The sequence below is a fragment of the Parasphingopyxis marina genome (genome assembly GCF_014237875.1).
Taxonomy (GTDB): domain Bacteria; phylum Pseudomonadota; class Alphaproteobacteria; order Sphingomonadales; family Sphingomonadaceae; genus Parasphingopyxis; species Parasphingopyxis marina.
Map to the genome: position 1 here is coordinate 921,389 of NZ_JACJVJ010000002.1, position 13,816 is coordinate 935,204.

The 13,816-nt window shown below is 62.6% G+C and carries 14 protein-coding genes; 6 read left to right on the forward strand and 8 right to left on the reverse strand.

Annotated elements, in window-relative coordinates:
* Positions 1 to 2: 2 nt before the first annotated feature.
* Genes H6P80_RS13290 through H6P80_RS13315 form a run of 6 tightly spaced genes read right to left on the reverse strand, consistent with a single transcriptional unit; the run spans position 3 to position 3,684 of the window.
* On the reverse strand, positions 3 to 650 hold the full coding sequence (locus H6P80_RS13290) for a glutathione S-transferase family protein (RefSeq protein WP_185801838.1): 648 nt from the start codon (positions 648 to 650) through the stop codon (positions 3 to 5).
* Between the two features lie 2 nt (positions 651 to 652).
* The gene (locus H6P80_RS13295) at positions 653 to 1,324 is read right to left on the reverse strand and encodes a dihydrofolate reductase family protein (RefSeq protein ID WP_185801839.1); all 672 of its coding nucleotides are present in this window, start codon (positions 1,322 to 1,324) and stop codon (positions 653 to 655) included.
* A gap of 4 nt (positions 1,325 to 1,328) precedes the next feature.
* Entirely contained in the window at positions 1,329 to 1,808 is a 480-nt protein-coding gene (locus H6P80_RS13300) for a VOC family protein (protein WP_185801840.1), read from the reverse strand.
* Between the two features lie 12 nt (positions 1,809 to 1,820).
* The gene (locus tag H6P80_RS16730; RefSeq protein ID WP_185801841.1) at positions 1,821 to 2,543 is read right to left on the reverse strand and encodes a DUF1428 domain-containing protein; all 723 of its coding nucleotides are present in this window, start codon (positions 2,541 to 2,543) and stop codon (positions 1,821 to 1,823) included.
* Positions 2,544 to 2,583: 40 nt separating this feature from the next.
* Complete coding sequence (locus tag H6P80_RS13310) at positions 2,584 to 3,231, reverse strand: glutathione S-transferase family protein (RefSeq protein WP_328805017.1); 648 nt, start codon at positions 3,229 to 3,231, stop codon at positions 2,584 to 2,586.
* Positions 3,232 to 3,255: 24 nt separating this feature from the next.
* Positions 3,256 to 3,684, reverse strand: a complete 429-nt coding sequence (locus H6P80_RS13315; protein WP_185801842.1) for a VOC family protein — start codon at positions 3,682 to 3,684, stop codon at positions 3,256 to 3,258.
* Positions 3,685 to 3,778: 94 nt separating this feature from the next.
* Between H6P80_RS13315 and H6P80_RS13320 the strand changes: the two genes are divergently transcribed.
* Positions 3,779 to 4,456, forward strand: coding sequence for a winged helix-turn-helix transcriptional regulator (locus H6P80_RS13320; RefSeq protein WP_221893004.1), 678 nt, complete (start codon positions 3,779 to 3,781; stop codon positions 4,454 to 4,456).
* On the opposite strand, the gene H6P80_RS13325 is transcribed toward H6P80_RS13320, so the two are convergent.
* Positions 4,453 to 5,493 carry an amidohydrolase family protein gene (locus H6P80_RS13325; protein ID WP_185801844.1) on the reverse strand — a complete coding sequence of 347 codons (1,041 nt, stop codon included), beginning with the start codon at positions 5,491 to 5,493 and terminating at the stop codon, positions 4,453 to 4,455. The two genes, H6P80_RS13320 and H6P80_RS13325, sit on opposite strands and share 4 nt — an antisense overlap.
* Positions 5,494 to 5,520: 27 nt before the next feature.
* A complete protein-coding gene (locus H6P80_RS13330; protein WP_185801845.1) occupies positions 5,521 to 6,366 on the reverse strand; it encodes a class I SAM-dependent methyltransferase in 846 nt (281 codons plus the stop codon).
* A 555-nt stretch (positions 6,367 to 6,921) separates the two neighbouring features.
* Between H6P80_RS13330 and H6P80_RS13335 the strand changes: the two genes are divergently transcribed.
* The 5 genes from H6P80_RS13335 to H6P80_RS13355 all read left to right on the forward strand — a co-directional run bounded on the left by H6P80_RS13335 (position 6,922) and on the right by H6P80_RS13355 (position 13,806).
* Positions 6,922 to 7,692 (forward strand): glutathione S-transferase family protein, encoded by a 771-nt coding sequence (locus H6P80_RS13335; RefSeq protein ID WP_185801846.1) that lies wholly within the window; start codon positions 6,922 to 6,924, stop codon positions 7,690 to 7,692.
* Positions 7,692 to 8,474: a glutathione S-transferase family protein gene (locus H6P80_RS13340; RefSeq protein ID WP_235973882.1), complete on the forward strand. Its 783-nt coding sequence runs from the start codon at positions 7,692 to 7,694 to the stop codon at positions 8,472 to 8,474. The genes H6P80_RS13335 and H6P80_RS13340 overlap by 1 nt, the downstream gene beginning before the upstream one ends.
* A 4-nt stretch (positions 8,475 to 8,478) precedes the next feature.
* Positions 8,479 to 10,059 (forward strand): AMP-binding protein, encoded by a 1,581-nt coding sequence (locus H6P80_RS13345; RefSeq protein ID WP_185801847.1) that lies wholly within the window; start codon positions 8,479 to 8,481, stop codon positions 10,057 to 10,059.
* Between the two features lie 38 nt (positions 10,060 to 10,097).
* Positions 10,098 to 12,215 carry a PQQ-dependent dehydrogenase, methanol/ethanol family gene (locus tag H6P80_RS13350; RefSeq protein ID WP_185801848.1) on the forward strand — a complete coding sequence of 706 codons (2,118 nt, stop codon included), beginning with the start codon at positions 10,098 to 10,100 and terminating at the stop codon, positions 12,213 to 12,215.
* A gap of 82 nt (positions 12,216 to 12,297) precedes the next feature.
* Positions 12,298 to 13,806: an aldehyde dehydrogenase family protein gene (locus H6P80_RS13355; protein WP_185801849.1), complete on the forward strand. Its 1,509-nt coding sequence runs from the start codon at positions 12,298 to 12,300 to the stop codon at positions 13,804 to 13,806.
* The last annotated feature ends 10 nt before the right edge of the window (positions 13,807 to 13,816 follow it).

Here is a 13,816-nt window from a genome sequence, read left to right on the forward strand (position 1 = left end):
TCTCAATCCCGGTCCGGCGCGCCCAGCGGGAAGAGTTCGCGATAGGGCCGGGCGTCCTCGACGCAGCGGCTGACCGATGGCAGGGCCAGAAGCTCCGCGCGCAGCGCGGCAAGGCGCGGGCAATCTTCGGGTATGCGCTCCACCCAGTCGGCGTAGAATAGCGACGGTGCCGCTGCGCAGGTCGCGAGCGAAACATGGGATGGGAATTCATTCTCACCGAGCCATTTTTCGAGCCAGGCATAGGAGCGTTTGAGGCCCGTGCTCGCCGCTTCGAGCTGCTTCGGGTCGGGGTTTTCGGGATCGGCGATATAGGCGCCGACCGCATGCTGCGCGGTTGCCATCACATAATTGTCGAAGATCCGGTCGAGCATCCGCACCGTGACGGCCTCGCGAGGATCGGTGGGGATCAACCTCTTCGCCGTCTCTTGTGTCGCCGCGAGATATTCGATGATCGCTGTCGCCTCGACGATCACCGTATCGCCGTCGCACAGCACCGGGAACTTGCCCGCCGGATGCGCCTGCTGGACGAACGCGTAATTGTCCGGATTGTCGGCATCGATCGCCCGGAACTCGACCGGGATTTCACAGGCGTAGAGAGGAATCAGCCCCTTCCACGTGTAGGATGAAAAAAGATGGCCGTAGATTAGCATCGTTACCAGCTCCCGTCCGCCATCTGCCGCTGGCGCTCCTTCTCGCGGTCGCTCTTGCTCGGTTCGGGCGCATAAGGCGGATACGGCGGGAGCGCTCCGCCGGGCCCGTAGCTCACGATCACCGTGCCCTTGGCGGTGACCTTGTGCTCGATCATCGGCAGCATCTGGGCTTCCGTCCCTTCGCCGAACAGGCGCTTGCCGCCGCCCAGCGTTACCGGGAAGATAACCAGCGTCAGCCGGTCGATCAGGCCCGCGGCAAGCAGCCCTGGATAAAGCGTGCTCGATCCCTGGATCACGAGGTCCGGCCCGTCGCCCTGTTTGAGCGCCGCAACATCGTCGATGCTCGCGAGCCGATGGCTGTTCTCCCAGTCGAGGGGCCGGTCGCCGCGCGTCAGCACATATTTGTTGGCGCGCGTGAACGCTTGCCCCATCCCGGCCTCCTCGCCTTCTACATAAGGCCAGTAGGCGGCGAAGATATCGTAGGTGCGCCTGCCGAGCAGCAGATCATAGTCGCCCGCGAACAATGCGCCGATCACCTCTTCTACGCCTTCGTCCCAAAGCTTGAAAACCCAGCCGCCCTCGTCGAACCCGCCGGTGGGGTCTTCCAAAGGGCCGCCCGGTCCCTGGATCACGCCATCGAGCGAGACGAAGGCGCTGGCGATGATCCTGCGCATCGCCTTATTCTCCCTTCAGCGCCGCTTCGATCGTCGCGATGTCGATCTTCTTCATGTCCATCATCGCCGTGAAGGCGCGCTTGGCTGCGGCCTTGTCGGGATTCGCGATCGCGTCGGTCAATATCTTGGGCGTGATCTGCCAGTTGAGGCCCCATTTGTCCTTGCACCAGCCGCAGGCGCTTTCCGCACCGCCGTTGCCGACGATCGCGTCCCAATAGCGGTCGGTTTCCTCCTGGGTGTCGGTGCCGATCTGGAAGGAAAAGGCCTCGTCATGGGTGAAGGCCGGGCCGCCATTGAGGCCGAGGCACGGGATGCCGAGCACGGTGAATTCGACGGTGAGGACATCGCCTTCCTCGCCGGACGGAAAATCACCCGGCGCCCGGTGGACCGCCTTCACCGCGCTGCCGGGAAAGGTCTCGGCGTAGAAATTCGCCGCCGCTTCGGCATCCTTGTCGTACCAGATACAGATCGTGTTGGTCGTCATGATCCTCTCTCCTTATGCCTTGCCAGTATCGAGGATCGGTTCGAAGCCGCCGAAGATCATGCGCTTGCCCTCGAATGGCATGGCGCCGGGGGCCGGCATGCGCTCGTCTTCGTGCATCTTCGCCATGGCTGCCTCCAGGGTCGCCCGGTCCGGCCATTCGATGAAGCTGAATACGACCGCCTCGTCTGCTTTCGCCTTCACGCCATGCTTGAAATCGACGACCTTGCCGTCGGCGATATCCTCGGCCCAGCCGTCGAACGTGTAGAGCGCGCCATAATCCTGAAAGACGGCGCTCGCGCTCCGCGCCATCTCCGCATAGGCCTCGCGATTGGCCTTGGGCACGGGGATGACGCATCCTTGCACATAAGCGCCTGCGCCGGACGTCCCCGTCTCGACGACCGTTTCGAACTCGGCGAAAACCATGCGCATGCCGTCGAACGGCATTTCCTTGGGCATCTCCATTGTTTCGTCCTCGGAAAAGGCCTTGTGCGCCTTTTCCCAGCCCTCTCTGGAACCCCAATCCACCCAGGAGAAGACGACCGTCTCGCCTTCTTCCGCCATCACTGCGCCATACATGTCGGTGGTCTCGCCGCGCGGCAGATAATCGCCCCAGCATTCGACCATCCGTTGCATACCGTGCTTCTCGAACATCGGAACCGCGCTCGCCGCCATTTCGCGATAGGCCGCCTTGTTGCCTTCGGGTACCGGCACCAGAAATCCTTGAATGAACGTCATCCTCTTTCTCCTCTTTTCTCGACCGCTAGCCGCTCCAGGCTCAGTCGAAAGCCGCCATATGCGCGTCGAGCGCGCGTTCGAATGCCGGCCGCGCCTCGCAGCGCGCCTTGTACGCCTCCAAGGTCGGGAAGCCGGACAGGATCTCGGTGTGTCGCGGGATCCGCAAGACGGTGGACATCAGTAGGTCGCCGGCGGTGAATTCGCCCTCGAGATACTCCTTGTCGCCAAGCGCGGCCGCGACCTCGCCGAGCTTCGCTTCGATCTCCGCGACGACGCCGGGGCGGCGCAGTTTCGCCCATTCCTCGTCGGCGGCGAAAACGTCCACCGTCGCGATCTGCTGGACATAAGGTTCGACGCTGTTGAGCGCGGCAAACATCCAGCCGATGGCGCGGGCCCGAGCACCGGCATCGGCGGGCAGCAAGGTACCCGTCTGCTCGGCGATGTAGAGGACGATCGCGCCGCTTTCGAACAGGGTCACGGCGGCGTCTCGATAGACCGGCACCTGACCGAAGGGCTGGCGCTGGCGATACTCGTCGGTCTTGATATTCGGATGTTCGAGCAGCTCGGTATCATAGGCGACACTCGCCTCCTCTAGCGCCCAGCGGACGCGCAGGTCACGCACCAGCCCCTGGGCGAAGGGCGGGACCGGAGCGACGGTCGTGATCACGGGATTGCTGATCGGCATCATATCTCTCCCTCTTTATTGCCGCGATCAGGCCGCGTGCTCGGCTTCCATCGCGCTCGCGGCGTCCATATCCATCCAGAAAATTTCCCAGTGATGCCCGTCGGGATCCTCGAAGCTGCGACCGTACATGAAGCCGTGATCCTGCACCGGTCCCGGATCCGCCTTGCCGCCTCCGCCGGTCGCGCGTGCAACCGTCGCATCGACTTCCTCGCGGGAATCGCCGGACAGCGCGAGCAACACGCCGCTAGATCCGTGCGCGTCGGCAATCGGCTTGTCGGTGAAGCCTTCATATTTGGGATGGGTCAAGAGCATGACGTAGATCGTCTCCGATAGAACCATGCAGGCCGCCGTCTCGTCAGAGAATTGCGGGTTCTTCTCGGCACCGATCGCCTCGTAGAACGAGATCGATCGATCGAGATCGGTCACGGGCAGGTTCACGAAAATCATCTTTGCCATCGTCTCTCTCCTTGCGACTCGGCGACTCGACATTTGACGGTGATGCTCATTTGAGTTATAAAAAGCAACTATGGAGTTACAAAAAAGAACCAAAATGGGTTCAGCTGAGCGAAAACGCTGGTACGACGATGCCTGCGGCACCGCCTTCGCCCTCGACATGATCGGCGAACGCTGGTCGATCCTGATCATGCGCGAACTGATGTTCGGCCCGCGCCGCTTCAACGAATTGCGCGCCGACCTGCCCGGAATCAGCGCGAATATCCTCACCCAGCGGCTGGAGCGGCTGGAGGATTTGCGTATCCTGAAGAAGCGCAAGCTCCCTCCCCCGGCTTCCGCCCAGGTCTATGAGCTTACCCAATGGGGCTATGAGGCCGAACCGATCACCCAGGTGCTCGGGAAATGGGCGACCCGCCATCCCGATCACGATCCGACCCTGCCGCTGAGCGCGGCGTCGATCATGATGTCGTTCCGCACGATGATCGACGCCGACCGCGCCAAGGGCTTCAAGGCGAAAATCGGCTTCCGGTTCGGCGAGGACGGTTTCGTCGTGACCCTGGACGGCGGAGAACTGATAACCGAGCGGCGAGAGCCCGACGATGTCGATCTTCTTCTCGCGTGCGAACCGACTGTTCTGGCCGCGCTGGTTTACGGCGGCCAACCTGCCGGGGCGCTCGAAAAGGCCGGTGCGCTCGCAATCGAGGGCGACGGTGCCGTCCTCGATCGCTTCGTGACTTTATTTCCCCTGCCGGAAAAGCTTTTCGGCGAAGACTAGGCGCCCACCGGCCCATCGATGTGGAACAGCCCGCGGGCGTTATCCTCCCAGAATTTTTTCTTCTGGGCGTCGGGCACGCCTTCTTCGGTCATCGGCACTTCCTCGCGGTCCATCTCATAGGGATAGTCCATCGCGTATAGGATATGGTCCTCGCCCATCTGCTTGGTCGCGAACTTGATCGGTTCGGGGGCGGGCATGCCGCTCGTCGTGATCCAGATATTGCGGCGGATATAGTCGGAGATGTTGGGAAGCTCGCGCTTGACGGGATTGGGCCGCATCTTGAGGTTCGGCCGGTCGGTCGAATATTGCATATAATCGAAACGGTAGAGCCAATAGGGCAGCCCCTCGCCGAGGTGACCAAGCACGAATTTGAGCTTGGGGAAGCGGTCGAGCGCGCCCGACAGAATGATCGTCAGCATGTGGGTCGAGACTTCCACCGCGAAGCCGTAAAAGGCCAGGTCGATGCCGTAATCGGTGAATGCCTTGAGACCGGTCATCGGCGTTTGGGGATGGATATAGATCGGCATGTCGTTGGCTTCGGCCGCTTCGAGGATCGGCCAGAATTTCTCGTCCGACAGCCATTCGTCATGGGTGTGGCTGTTGATCATGACGCCGCCGAGATCCAGCTTCGTGCGCGCGCGTTCGATCTCGCGGGCGCTCGCCTCGGGATCCTGCGGCGCGATGCTGGCAAGGCCGGCGAAGCGCGTCGGGTGGCGAGCGATCACATCGACCAGATAATCGTTGACGTCCGGCATCGCGCCGACGGCGGTATCCTTGTCGAAAATCTGCAGGCCGGGCGCGGTTTGCGCGAGGACGTGCATGTCGATACCCGCCGCGTCCATTTCGGGAATGCGCCCTTCCTCGAGATCGAGCAGTAGCGGCAGCTTCACCGTGTCGGGCGCGAACAGCAGCTTGTACATGCCCACGAAACCGGGATCGGAGATCGAGCCGTCCTCGACGCCCTTCTTGAACAGATCCACGACGAGCGGTGTCATGAATGCTTCTTCGGTGCCGATACGCTTATAGTCTTGAGTCATTGAAGATCCTCTCCTGCCCGCAGCCGTTCAGGCCGGGTTTCGTACGGTGATGAACCAGGCCGAGGCGTCCATCCTGATGGCGCCTGCCCGGTGATAGGGTTTGACGATTTCGACAACGTCCCGCCGCACATCGGCGATGATGTCCGCTCCGCTGTCCTTCAGCGCTTCGCCGATCCCGAGCGCGCCCATGACGAAATCGGCGGCGCTTTCCGGATCGGCACCCATGCCGCCCAGATGCTGCTCGCCGCGCCACAGGTCGATCTCGATGAAATCGTATCCGGCTTCGCGCAGCATGGCCTCGGTGGCTTGCGCATCGGCGAGGCGAAAGGGCCCCGGCCCCGCCGGATCGCGCAGCGGCATCGCGACGTGCCGGCCAACGATTTCCGCGACGAACCCGATCCAGGGATTTTCCCCAGGCGGTCCCCAACAGGAGAAAGTGAAATGGCCGCCGGGCTTCAGCCAGCCGCGCATATTGGCGAACGCTGCCTGGGTATCGTCGAAGAACATCACCCCGAAGCGCGAGAAGAGCCTGTCGAACGGCGCAGCATCGGGAATCCCGGTCTGCGCGTCGGCCTGCACGAACGCGACGTTGGACAGTCCGGCAGCGGCCCGCCTTTCTTCCGCCTTTGCGAGCAATTTTCCCGAGACATCGATCCCGGTCACCCGCCCCTCGGCGCCGACGATCCTGGCGATATCGAAACTGTTGGGGCCGCAGCCGCAGCCGATATCGGCGACCGCCTCGCCGGGGCCGATCGACGCCTTGGTCAAGAGGGCCTCGCCCACCGGGGCGATCATCGATTCGAAGGCATCGATATTGGCGAGCCAGCGTTCGCCCAGTGCGCCGTTCCAATCATCGACGGGCGGCTCGGTCACGCAGCGTTATCCGGATTGCGCGTCCGCCCGGGAAGACCGGTGCCCGTAGCAGGCATCGCTGCGCGGCGCGGATCGACACCGGTGTCTATCCGCGGCTCCGAATCCCTAGGATCCGGAAAATCGATCCTGTCCATTATCGCCACTCGCACCCACCACCGCGTTATAATGTTTCGCATACAATACGCGACGGACAACAGATCGCAACGCCGTTCTGAGATAGCAAAGGGGTAAAAGGTTCAGAGGAGGACGTTCCAATCCTCGCACTGTATCGAGCGGACGTTGACATTTCCGGTTTCATTGTATGTAACACATACAAATAAGAGCCGAAGAAAATGGCCGAGTCGCCGAAAGGCGGCATGAGAGGATACCGATCTGGAAATGGGACCGAGCCGTGCTTCTGCTGCGCTATGCCGATGGCATGGCGGCAGGATGGCCGCGCATCCGAATTGCACGAAGTGAAATGTGCCGAACCCACCGGTTGCAGGCACCCGACACCGCACCAATAACCGCCGAGCTCCCGGAAAGAGGGGCCGGCATGAAAAGGAGTGAATGCCGATGACCGAACAGGTCGCGCTCTACCACTGGGAGCCCAATGCAAATTCCGGCAAGCCGATGTTGGCGCTCGCCGAAAAGGGCGTCGCCTATGAAAGCCATTACACCGATCTTCTGAGTTTCGATCAGCACAAGCCGGAATATCTGAAGATGAATCCGAACGGCACCATCCCCGTGATGAAACATGGCGACCGCGTGCTGACCGAGTCCACCGCCATCATGGAATATGTGAACGAGGCGTTCGATGGCACGGCCCTGATGCCGGAGGATGTTCAGGCCCGCTGGCGGATCCGCTGGTGGATGAAGTTCATGGACCAGTGGCTCGGCCCATCCTTCTCCATGCTGGGCTGGAGCATGTTCGTCGGCCCCTCGGTGCGCCAGAAAGACCCGGCGGAGCTCGACGCCGCCATCGAGCGCATCCCCCTGCCCGAACGCCGGACCGCCTGGCGCAAGGCGATCTCGGGCAACTTCTCCGACGCGGAAATGGCCGAATCGAAGCGCCGCGTCGCGCTGGGCGTGGAGATGCTCGAGGCCGAACTCGGCCGTCACGACTATGTCGCCAGCGACGAATATTCGCTCGCCGACATCAACTGGTTCAACTCGACCTATTCGCTGCCGCTGGGGCAGCCCGATCTCGCGGGAAAAGACAGAACCCCCAACATCATGCGCTGGCTGAAGCAGGTCTATCACCGACCGGCGGTCCAGGAGACCTGGACCAAGGGCCGCACCGATCTCGCTTCGAGATACCGGCTCGTCATGGAGGAGATCGACTGATGGGCATGATGACCCTCTATCACGGAGAACCCAACGGCCCTTCACTGACTGTGCTCGCCGCGCTCTACGAAACCGGTCTGGACGCCGATCTGGTCCCGATCGACCTGTCGCTCGGCGAACGCCATCGCAAGGCGCCGCTCGGCGTCGAAAGCGCGATGAGCATCGAGGGCGAAGGCCCCGTGCTGGAAGTGAATGGCGAAGCGATGGCGGATTCGGTGTTCCTCGCCCAATATCTCGACGAACGGGCGGGCGGGGCCGGGCTACAACCGTCAGACCCCTTGGCGCATTGGGAAATGATGATGTGGTGCCGCTACATCATCGAGCGTGTCGCGCCGGCCGCTGCCTATCTCGGCAACCGTGCGCACGGAACCGCCAGACTAAAGAATCTGGATGGTCCAGCCTTCGATATGCTCACCGACGCTATCTCGTCGGTGGATCTGAAGCAGCGCTGGATCGACATCCGAAACGGCGATTTCGACGAGGCCAAGGTCGCAGATTCGGCGACCAAGATTTCCGAAGCCGTCGACAAGCTGGAGGAGCGGCTTGCCGATGGTCGCGACTGGCTGATGGGCGATTTTTCGATCGCCGATCTTGAAAGCTATGCCTGGCTCGCCGGGATGGTTTCGATCCTGCCGAGCGCTTTTGACAGGGCGGAGAATGCGACGGCCTGGATGGTGCGCGTCAAGGCCCGTCCTTCGGTCGCCGCGGCACTGGCGTGCGCACAATCCGACGATCCGACAACCGCCTGGGCCCCCGGGCCCGAAATCAACCGCTGGGGCTGAACGCATGCGATCCATAGACTATTTCGACCGCGGGCACGACCGCGACCCGAACCGCCCCTGCATCGTCGATACCGAAACCGGCGAAAGCTGGACTTTCGCCGAGGTGAAGGCGGAGACCGAACGGGTGGCCGCGGCGATGCAGAAGGCGGGCTTCAAAAGCCAGGATCATGTCGGGCTATACGGCCCCAATGGCGGCATGCTGCTGATCGTTTTGCTCGCCATCTGGCGGGTCAACGGCAAGTGGATCCCGGTCAATACGCGTAACGCCATGGACGCCAATGTCGGCTATATCGATTATGTCCGCTGCCAGTGGATGTTTTACCATTCCAGCCTCGCAGACGGCGTTACCGAGTTGCGCAGCCGTTGCGATACGCTCGACACCTTTGTCTGTATCGACAAGCCTTGCAGCACGAGCGCGGGCAGCGACGATCCCTCGCTCGAACAGTTTACCGATGGAGTCTCCGCGGACGATTTCGTCGAGCCCGAGATCGATGCTTTCGGCAACCTTGAAGATATCGTGCTGATCGCGCCGACCGGCGGCACCACGGGGCCGTCCAAGGGCGCGAACGTCACCAATCTCGGCTGGGGCACGATGATCGAAACCGCTTCGGACGCGATGGGCGGGCGCACCGACAATCCGGTGGCGCTGGTATCGGCTCCGATCACCCATGCCGCCGGGCCGATCGCGCTCGCAACCCTGTGCCTTGGCGCGACCCAGGTGATCCTGCCCGGCTTCGATGCCGAGCGCGTACTGCGGACGATCGAGGAGTATAAGGTCAGCCACATGTACCTGCCGCCGACGGCCATGTACCAGCTGCTCGCCTCGCCGGAGATCGACAAGCACGATTATTCGAGCCTGCGCATCTTCATTCTCGTCGGCTCCCCGTGCAGCCCCGAAAAACTGCGCATCGCCGTCGATACCTTCGGCCCGTGCATGTGCCAGAGCTATGGCCAGGTCGAATGCCCGATGATCATCGCCTGGCTGCCGCCCGAAGACGTCGCGAAATTCGCGCGCGAGGCCCCCGAAAAGCTCGCTTCGTGCGGCAAGATATCGCGGTCCATCAAGGTCGCGCTGCTCGACGATGACGGGAACCAGGTGCCGCTCGGCGAAGCCGGCGAGATTTGCGCCCGCGGCGCGCTGGTCACGCACAGCTATTTCGAGATGCCCGAAGCGACGGCCGAGGCGCGGCAGTTCGGCTGGCACCATACCGGCGATGTCGGCAAGTTCGACGAGGAAGGCTATCTCTATATCGTCGACCGCAAGAAGGACATGATCGTGTCGGGCGGGTTCAACGTCTTCACCGCCGAAGTCGAGGCGGCGATCACCGAACTGGCGCAAGTGCGCGAGGCCGTGGTCTTCGGGATTCCGCACGAAAAATGGGGCGAGCAGGTCCACGCCACCGTCGTCGCCGACGGAATCACCGAGGACGAGATCATCGCCCATGCCAAGGCTCGGCTCGGCGGCGTCAAGGCGCCCAAGACTGTCGAGTTCGTCGACAGCATTCCGCGTACCGCGGCGGGCAAGATGGACAAGAAGGTCCTGCGCCGGAAATATTGGGGAGACAGCGACCGGCTCGTCAATTAGGCCGGACGGAAAACAAGAAGAGCGGAAAGAGGATCGCCATGAGGGTATTTGCGGGGATTTGTTTGGGATTGGCGCTGGCTGCCTGTGCGAACAGCGGCAGCGATGACGGCGTCGATACCGCGCGCCTGCTCGCGGCAAACGAAACGCCCGGAGAGTGGCTATCGGTCGGTCGCACCTATGACGAGCAGCGCTACAGCCCGCTCGATGCGATCAACCGCGACAATGTTTCCGAACTCGGCCTTGCCTGGTTTGCCGATCTCGATACCGCACGCGGGCAGGAAGCGACGCCGCTGATGATCGACGGCGTGCTCTATGTGTCGACCGCCTGGTCGATGGTGAAGGCCTATGACGCGCGCAGCGGCGAGCTGCTCTGGTCCTACGATCCCGAGGTACCGCGCGAACGCGTCGTCATGGCCTGTTGCGACGCGGTCAATCGCGGCGTTGCGGCTTGGGGCAACCGGCTTTTCGTCGGCACGCTCGACGGACGGCTGGTGGCGCTTGACCGTGCGACCGGCGAAGAAGCCTGGAGCGTCGTTACCGTCGATCAGGAGCAGCCCTATACGATCACCGGCGCGCCGCGGATCATCGACGGCAAGGTCATCATCGGCAATGGCGGCGCCGAATATGGCGTGCGCGGTTATGTTACCGCCTATGACGCGGACAATGGCGAGCAGCTCTGGCGTTTCTACACGGTGCCGGACAATCCCGCGAACGGCGAGCAGCCGGAATATCTGCAAGCCGCGGCTGAAACCTGGCACGGCGAATGGTGGGAGCTGGGCGGCGGCGGCACCGTCTGGGATTCGATGGCCTACGACCCCGAGCTCGATCTGCTGTATATCGGCGTCGGCAACGGATCGCCGTGGAACCAGGCTTATCGCTCACCCGCGCCCGAGGGCGAGGACGTCAACAACGACAATCTCTATCTCTCCTCGATCGTGGCGATCCGCCCGGACACCGGTGAATATGTCTGGCATTTCCAGGAAACGCCGGGCGAGACATGGGACTTTACCGCAACCCAGCACATGATCCTCGCCGATCTCGAAATCGATGGCGAAACGCGGCATGTGCTGATGCAGGCGCCGAAAAACGGCTTCTTCTACGTTATCGACCGCGAGACCGGCGAATTCATTTCGGCCAATAATTATGTGCCGATGAACTGGGCAACCGGCGTCGACCCCGAAACCGGCCGGCCGATCGAAAATCCCGAGGCGCGCTACGACCGGACCGGCCTGCCGTTCCTCTCCATGCCCGGCGCAGGCGGAGCGCATAATTGGCACCCGATGGCCTATGACCCCAATAGCGGGCTCGTCTTCATTCCTGCCGCCGAAGCGGCCTTCCCTTATTTCCCGGAAGCCGACTGGCTGCCCGCGGTGCTCGGCTTTAATGTCGGCATCGACATGGCGGCGGGCGCGATGCCCGCCGATGCGGGTGCCCGTGCCGGCGCGATGGCGGCAACGCGCGGCGCGCTGATCGCCTGGGATCCGGTGGCGCAGGAAGAGCGGTGGCGGGTCCAGTATCAGGGCCCGTGGAATGGCGGCGTGCTGGCGACGGGGGGCGGGCTCGTCTTCCAGGGCTCGGCGGCCGGTAATTTTGCAGCGTTCAGCACCGAAGATGGATCGGAACTCTGGTCGATGCCGGTACAGACCGGCGTCGTCGCGGCGCCGATGACCTATGAGATTGACGGCGAACAATATGTCGCCGTGCTTGCGGGATGGGGCGGCGTCTGGTCGATGGCGCCCGGTCTGCTGGCCAGCACCTCCGGCGTACTGCCCAATATCAGCCGGCTCCTCGTCTTCAAGATCGGCGGCACCGCAGAACTGCCGGATGCAGCGGATTATCCGCAGCTGGCGCTGGATCCGCCCCCGCAGCGCGGCACGCCGGAACAGATCGCCGAAGGCGGCTATCTGTTCGGTCGCTATTGTGGCGCCTGCCATGGCGATGCCGCGATCGCCGGCACGATCGTTCCCGATCTTCGCCGCTCGGGCACGCTCGAAAATAGCGAAAGCTGGAATGCGGTGGTGATGGACGGTGCCCTCGCATCGCGCGGGATGGTATCGTTCAGCCCGGTGCTGAGCGCCGAACAGGCGCAGGCAATCCGGCATTATGTGATCGCGCGCGCGCATCAGGACCGCGATCTCGAAGCCGCAGGCGGTTGACGAATCAAGAATGACGCGGCTTTTGCCGGTCTGTTATAGGTTATAACCAAGTTTTGAAGCGACTCACGGAGAGGAAAGTCCCATGAACGAGATGACCAACATCATGGCCCAGCCCGAATATTCGGGCGAGGCGAAAAAGGCGCTCGAGCGCAAGCCGCAGCTTTTCATCAACGGCGATTGGGTCGATTCCACGCATGAAGCGACGCTGGCCGTCATCGATCCGTCGAACGGCAAGGAAGTGTCGCGCTTTGTCGATGCTTCGGATGCCGATGTCGATAAAGCCGTCGCCGCCGCGCGCACGGCTTTTGACGACGGCCGTTGGACCGGGCTGATGCCGATCGCACGTGAGACGATGATCCATGCGCTGGCCAACCAGATATCCGAGCGCGGCCATCTGTTCGCCGAACTCGAGGCCATCGACAACGGCAAACCGATGACCATCGCCGGTGAGCTCGACGTGCCGGCAGCCGCCGGCATGCTTCACTATATGGCGGGCTGGGCTACGAAGGTCGGCGGCAACTGCATCGATCCGATGGCCGCCCCGTCGGGTGCCTTCCACGCTTATGTCCGGCAGGAACCGGTTGGCGTTGCCGCCCAGATCGTGCCGTGGAACTTCCCGCTGCTGATGGCCTGCCTCAAGATCGCACCGGCACTCGCCGCAGGCTGCACGGTGATCCTGAAACCGGCCGAGCAGACCTCGCTGACCGCGCTTTTGCTGGCCGATATGGTGCAGGCTGCGGGCTTCCCGCCGGGTGTCATTAACATCGTCACCGGCAACGGTCACACCGCCGGCGACCGGCTGGTCAAGCATCCCGACGTCGACAAGGTCGCCTTCACCGGTTCGACCGAAATCGGCAAGGTTATCAACAAGAACGCGACCGACTCGCTGAAAAATGTGACGCTGGAACTCGGCGGCAAATCGCCAGTCGTGGTTCTGCCGGACGTGGATGTCGAGAAGACCTCTGGCGGCGCGGCCAACGCGATCTTCTTCAATGCCGGGCAGGTCTGCGTCGCCGGTTCCCGCCTCTATGCGCACAAGGATATTTTCGACCAGCTCGTCGAGGGTGTGGCGAATGCAGCGCAAAAATGGAGGGTCGGGCCGTCGCTCGCACCCGATTCCCAGATGGGACCGCTGGTTTCCGACGAACAGCACAAGCGGGTGATGGACTATATCGACCAGGGCAAAAAGGCCGGGGCATCGATCGCAACAGGCGGCGAAGCGCTTGGCCCGAACGGCTATTATGTCAGCCCGACGGTGATGGTCGATGTCAATCCGGACATGACGGTGGTGAAGGAGGAAATTTTCGGACCCGTCGTCGTCGCCCAGCGGTTCGACGATCTCGACGAGGTCGCCCGCCAGGCGAACGATACGCCTTTCGGCCTTGCCGCCTCGGTCTGGACCCGCGACGTCTCCGCCATGCACCATCTCGCTGCCAAGCTGAAAGCCGGCACCGTTTGGGGCAATTGCCACATGGTCATCGATCCGGCGCTGCCCTTCGGCGGTTTCAAACAGTCCGGCCTTGGCCGTGAACAGGGCCGCGAAGGTGTTGAAGCCTATATGGAAACCAAGTCGGTCATTATCGCGCTCTAACTTGTAAACG

Excerpts from the sequence above, each read along its gene's own strand:
- H6P80_RS13300 (WP_185801840.1), bottom strand. The coding sequence starts at position 1,808 with ATGACGACCAACACGATCTGTATCTGGTACGACAAGGATGCCGAAGCG.
- H6P80_RS13325 (WP_185801844.1), bottom strand. The coding sequence starts at position 5,493 with ATGACTCAAGACTATAAGCGTATCGGCACCGAAGAAGCATTCATGACA.
- H6P80_RS16730 (WP_185801841.1), bottom strand. The coding sequence starts at position 2,543 with ATGACGTTCATTCAAGGATTTCTGGTGCCGGTACCCGAAGGCAACAAG.
- H6P80_RS13335 (WP_185801846.1), top strand. The coding sequence starts at position 6,922 with ATGACCGAACAGGTCGCGCTCTACCACTGGGAGCCCAATGCAAATTCC.
- H6P80_RS13345 (WP_185801847.1), top strand. The coding sequence starts at position 8,479 with ATGCGATCCATAGACTATTTCGACCGCGGGCACGACCGCGACCCGAAC.
- H6P80_RS13320 (WP_221893004.1), top strand. The coding sequence starts at position 3,779 with ATGGGTTCAGCTGAGCGAAAACGCTGGTACGACGATGCCTGCGGCACC.
- H6P80_RS13355 (WP_185801849.1), top strand. The coding sequence starts at position 12,298 with ATGAACGAGATGACCAACATCATGGCCCAGCCCGAATATTCGGGCGAG.
- H6P80_RS13315 (WP_185801842.1), bottom strand. The coding sequence starts at position 3,684 with ATGGCAAAGATGATTTTCGTGAACCTGCCCGTGACCGATCTCGATCGA.
- H6P80_RS13290 (WP_185801838.1), bottom strand. The coding sequence starts at position 650 with ATGCTAATCTACGGCCATCTTTTTTCATCCTACACGTGGAAGGGGCTG.
- H6P80_RS13295 (WP_185801839.1), bottom strand. The coding sequence starts at position 1,324 with ATGCGCAGGATCATCGCCAGCGCCTTCGTCTCGCTCGATGGCGTGATC.
- H6P80_RS13310 (WP_328805017.1), bottom strand. The coding sequence starts at position 3,231 with ATGATGCCGATCAGCAATCCCGTGATCACGACCGTCGCTCCGGTCCCG.
- H6P80_RS13350 (WP_185801848.1), top strand. The coding sequence starts at position 10,098 with ATGAGGGTATTTGCGGGGATTTGTTTGGGATTGGCGCTGGCTGCCTGT.
- H6P80_RS13340 (WP_235973882.1), top strand. The coding sequence starts at position 7,692 with ATGGGCATGATGACCCTCTATCACGGAGAACCCAACGGCCCTTCACTG.